The sequence below is a fragment of the Kordia sp. genome, assembly GCF_022447245.1.
Taxonomy (GTDB): Bacteria; Bacteroidota; Bacteroidia; order Flavobacteriales; family Flavobacteriaceae; genus Kordia.
Map to the genome: position 1 here is coordinate 1 of NZ_JAKVBC010000081.1, position 3,077 is coordinate 3,077.

The 3,077-nt window shown below is 31.1% G+C and carries 4 protein-coding genes; 2 read left to right on the forward strand and 2 right to left on the reverse strand.

The genetic code is table 11. The features are described from left to right. Positions 1 to 68: 68 nt before the first annotated feature. Positions 69 to 512 (forward strand): GNAT family N-acetyltransferase, encoded by a 444-nt coding sequence (locus MK119_RS24120; protein WP_290684277.1) that lies wholly within the window; start codon positions 69 to 71, stop codon positions 510 to 512. Between the two features lie 6 nt (positions 513 to 518). On the opposite strand, the gene MK119_RS24125 is transcribed toward MK119_RS24120, so the two are convergent. Next, positions 519 to 2,156: a S41 family peptidase gene (locus MK119_RS24125; protein ID WP_290684280.1), complete on the reverse strand. Its 1,638-nt coding sequence runs from the start codon at positions 2,154 to 2,156 to the stop codon at positions 519 to 521. A 42-nt stretch (positions 2,157 to 2,198) separates the two neighbouring features. Beyond that, the gene (gene rnpA, locus MK119_RS24130) at positions 2,199 to 2,591 is read right to left on the reverse strand and encodes a ribonuclease P protein component (protein ID WP_290684283.1); all 393 of its coding nucleotides are present in this window, start codon (positions 2,589 to 2,591) and stop codon (positions 2,199 to 2,201) included. A 73-nt stretch (positions 2,592 to 2,664) separates the two neighbouring features. Between rnpA and MK119_RS24135 the strand changes: the two genes are divergently transcribed. Then, on the forward strand, positions 2,665 to 2,979 hold the full coding sequence (locus MK119_RS24135) for a hypothetical protein (RefSeq protein ID WP_290684285.1): 315 nt from the start codon (positions 2,665 to 2,667) through the stop codon (positions 2,977 to 2,979). Positions 2,980 to 3,077: the final 98 nt, after the last annotated feature.

Here is a 3,077-nt window from a genome sequence, read left to right on the forward strand (position 1 = left end):
CAAACATTTTGCAAAATATATTGTAAAATGTTTGTAAATATTTTTAACTAATTGATTTTGAATATTATATGTTAACAGTAACAATAAAACCTTTTAATGAGTTCACTATTGATGAATTGTATGACGTATTACAATTACGAAGTGAAGTTTTTGTGGTAGAACAAGATTGCATGTATCAAGATATTGATGGAAAAGATAGAAAAGCGCTTCACGTTATCGGTAAAAATGAACATGAAAAAGTTGTTGCCTATACACGACTTTTTAATGCTGGTGATTATTTTGAAAAAGCAAGTTTTGGTAGAGTAGTAGTCTCAGAAAGCGCACGTGCTTTTGGATATGGTCATACTATTATAAAAGCTTCCATTGCCGCAATTTCTAAACATTATCAAACAAAAGATATCAAAATCTCCGCACAAACGTACTTGCGAAAATTTTATAATTCTCATGGGTTTTCACAAATAGGAGAGGAGTATTTAGAAGATGGAATTCCTCACATTGCTATGGTACGATAAGCTTTTTTAATTTAAAATAGCGTCGTACTCACTTTTGTTTGCTAATACTTCCGTTGCTTTTTTTATAGCTTCATCATGTGTTAATTGATATTGATATAAACCTTCACGATAGAAATAACGCTTTAAAATTTCATTTTGAAGCTCTACTTCAATTTGTGATTTATATGTATCTAAAGCATCTAATTTGCTTTGTTCAATAGATGCTAACAACTCTTGATATTCTTTAGAAACTGCATTTCCAAAATCTGATGCTTCTTTGGTACTCATAATTTTTTTGAGTTCCTTTTCAGTATTAGTTTCATAATAATCCATTCCAGAAGCAGCTACACTTTGTTTGAACGCTTCGTAGTTTATATTTTCAGTTGAAAAATCGTTCATAGAAGCAAATGAGTTCTGATTGTAAAATGTGGTTGCATAATTGAAAATAGCTAAGTTTCCAATTAAAGATCGTGTAAAGTCACTTGTTTTTTGCGAAGAAATTTCAATATCAGGATTGATTCCACCACCATCATAAACCGTTCTTCCTTTTTTCGTTTTAAAAGCATTATAATCGCTTTCATTCGTTCTTACGGCATTTCCATTAGCATCTCTATTCCAGTAATCTAAGGCCTGAATACAGCGTCCAGAAGGCGTATAATATCTTGAAATGGTAACTTTTAACTGAGTTCCGTAGGTTAATTTTTTAGGTTGTTGAACCAACCCTTTTCCAAAACTACGCGCACCAATTACGACAGCTCTGTCTAAATCTTGTAATGCTCCAGAAACAATTTCACTAGCAGAAGCACTTTTTCCGTTTACTAAAACCACTAAAGGAATTTCAGTGTCAACAGGTTTCTTTCTCGTTTTATAGGTTCTGTTGTATTTTTTAACTTTCGATTTTGTGGTTACAATTACTTCGCCTTTAGGCACGAATAAATTCACAATAGCAATAGATTCTCTTAATAATCCTCCAGGATTTCCGCGTAAATCTAATATAATTCGTTCTGCACCATCTTCTTTTAATCTTTCTAATGCATCTTTTGTTTGTTCACTTGCTTTTTTATTGAATTTAGCTAAAACAATATATCCTGTTTTGTCATCAATCATTTTATAGAAAGGTACTGCATCTACTTCAATTTTGGTTCGCGTCAACACTGTTGTATATTCTTTTCCTTGACGTTTGTATACAATTTTTACTTTACTATCGGCTGCACCTTTTAACAATTCGCCAGTATCTTCTTTAAAATTCGCGATAACGATATCACCTATTTTTACAATTTCATCACCCGCTTTCAATCCAGCTTTGTCTGCAGGATAATCTTTGTAAGGTTCAATAATGGTAATTTTGTTTTTGTTTCTTCGAACAGAAGCACCAATTCCTGAATATTCGCCCGCATTTCTAATTTTTGCCGCTTCTACATCTTGCTCGTTATAGAATTTGGTATACGGATCTAAATCATTTAGCATTTCTTTGATGGCATCATCCATCAATTCAGCAGGATTAGTTTCATCTACATAATTCATATTTAATTGCTTAAACATGGTAGTGAATATTTCTATTTGCTTAGCAATTTCAAAGAAATCACTTTTAAAACCTACAGCACCAAATACAAATGTGATTGCCAATACAGGAATTATAATTCTTTTTTTGAATAATTTCTTCATTTTTTTACTTCATTAATAGCTAGAATATTAGCTTATGTATATCTAGTTTTCAAGTGTGTTTGTTGTATCAATTTTTTCCATAAATTTTTCCAACAAACGAACCATAGATTTTTCTATTTCTTCAAAAGTCGGTTCTTGTTTTCCAATATACAAAAACATAAAGGCATAGGATGTTGATATTGTGTTAAAAACGTCATTTTTATGCAAACGATAGGCTTCTCGCATCAATCTTTTGATACGATTGCGGGTTACAGCCTTTTTAAAACGTCTTTTAGTAACCGAAACACCTGCTTGAATTGGAACATCTTTTGGTAAATCGGTAGCTATATAAATAAGCTTCAATGGAAATTTAGATACGGCATTTCCTTCGCTAAATAGTAGCTCCAGACATTTTTTGCTCTTTAATTTTTCTTCCTTTGGAAAACGATAATTCATAAAAATTTATTGAATCTTGGTAAAAATAGAAAATAAGATTGTATTTACTATCTTTATTGAACATTAACCATGCATGAAAGAAGTTAAATTAGAACGCTATTTTAAGTTGTTCACAAACGGTGAATCAGAAAGTTTTTTTGATAATTCGTTACAAGAACATCAAATTCATTTTGTAAAAAGAGAAATTCCCGATTCTAAATTTACAGAGTATTTTTTTCATGAGAAAGACCTACCGTATGTTGAGGATATTAATGAATCCTTAAAAGAAAAAGAAGCTGAAGAAGCCGTTGAAGAGATCCAGAAATTGCATGCTAAACCTTTTGTTTTAGAGTTATTATTAACACTTTTCTTGATCGTTTTAGTCATCGTGATTGTAGCTTCAATTTAAACCCGTTTTTATACTGGTTATATCAGTTACTGTAGGTTGTAAATTGATATTCGTTTCATTCTCACATGCTTTTATCAAAGTAGTATACCAAAGCAACA

Bases quoted from the DNA above. Each gene is read 5' to 3' on its own strand.
- rnpA (WP_290684283.1), bottom strand. From the start codon at position 2,591: ATGAATTATCGTTTTCCAAAGGAAGAAAAATTAAAGAGCAAAAAATGT.
- MK119_RS24120 (WP_290684277.1), top strand. From the start codon at position 69: ATGTTAACAGTAACAATAAAACCTTTTAATGAGTTCACTATTGATGAA.
- MK119_RS24135 (WP_290684285.1), top strand. From the start codon at position 2,665: ATGAAAGAAGTTAAATTAGAACGCTATTTTAAGTTGTTCACAAACGGT.
- MK119_RS24125 (WP_290684280.1), bottom strand. From the start codon at position 2,156: ATGAAGAAATTATTCAAAAAAAGAATTATAATTCCTGTATTGGCAATC.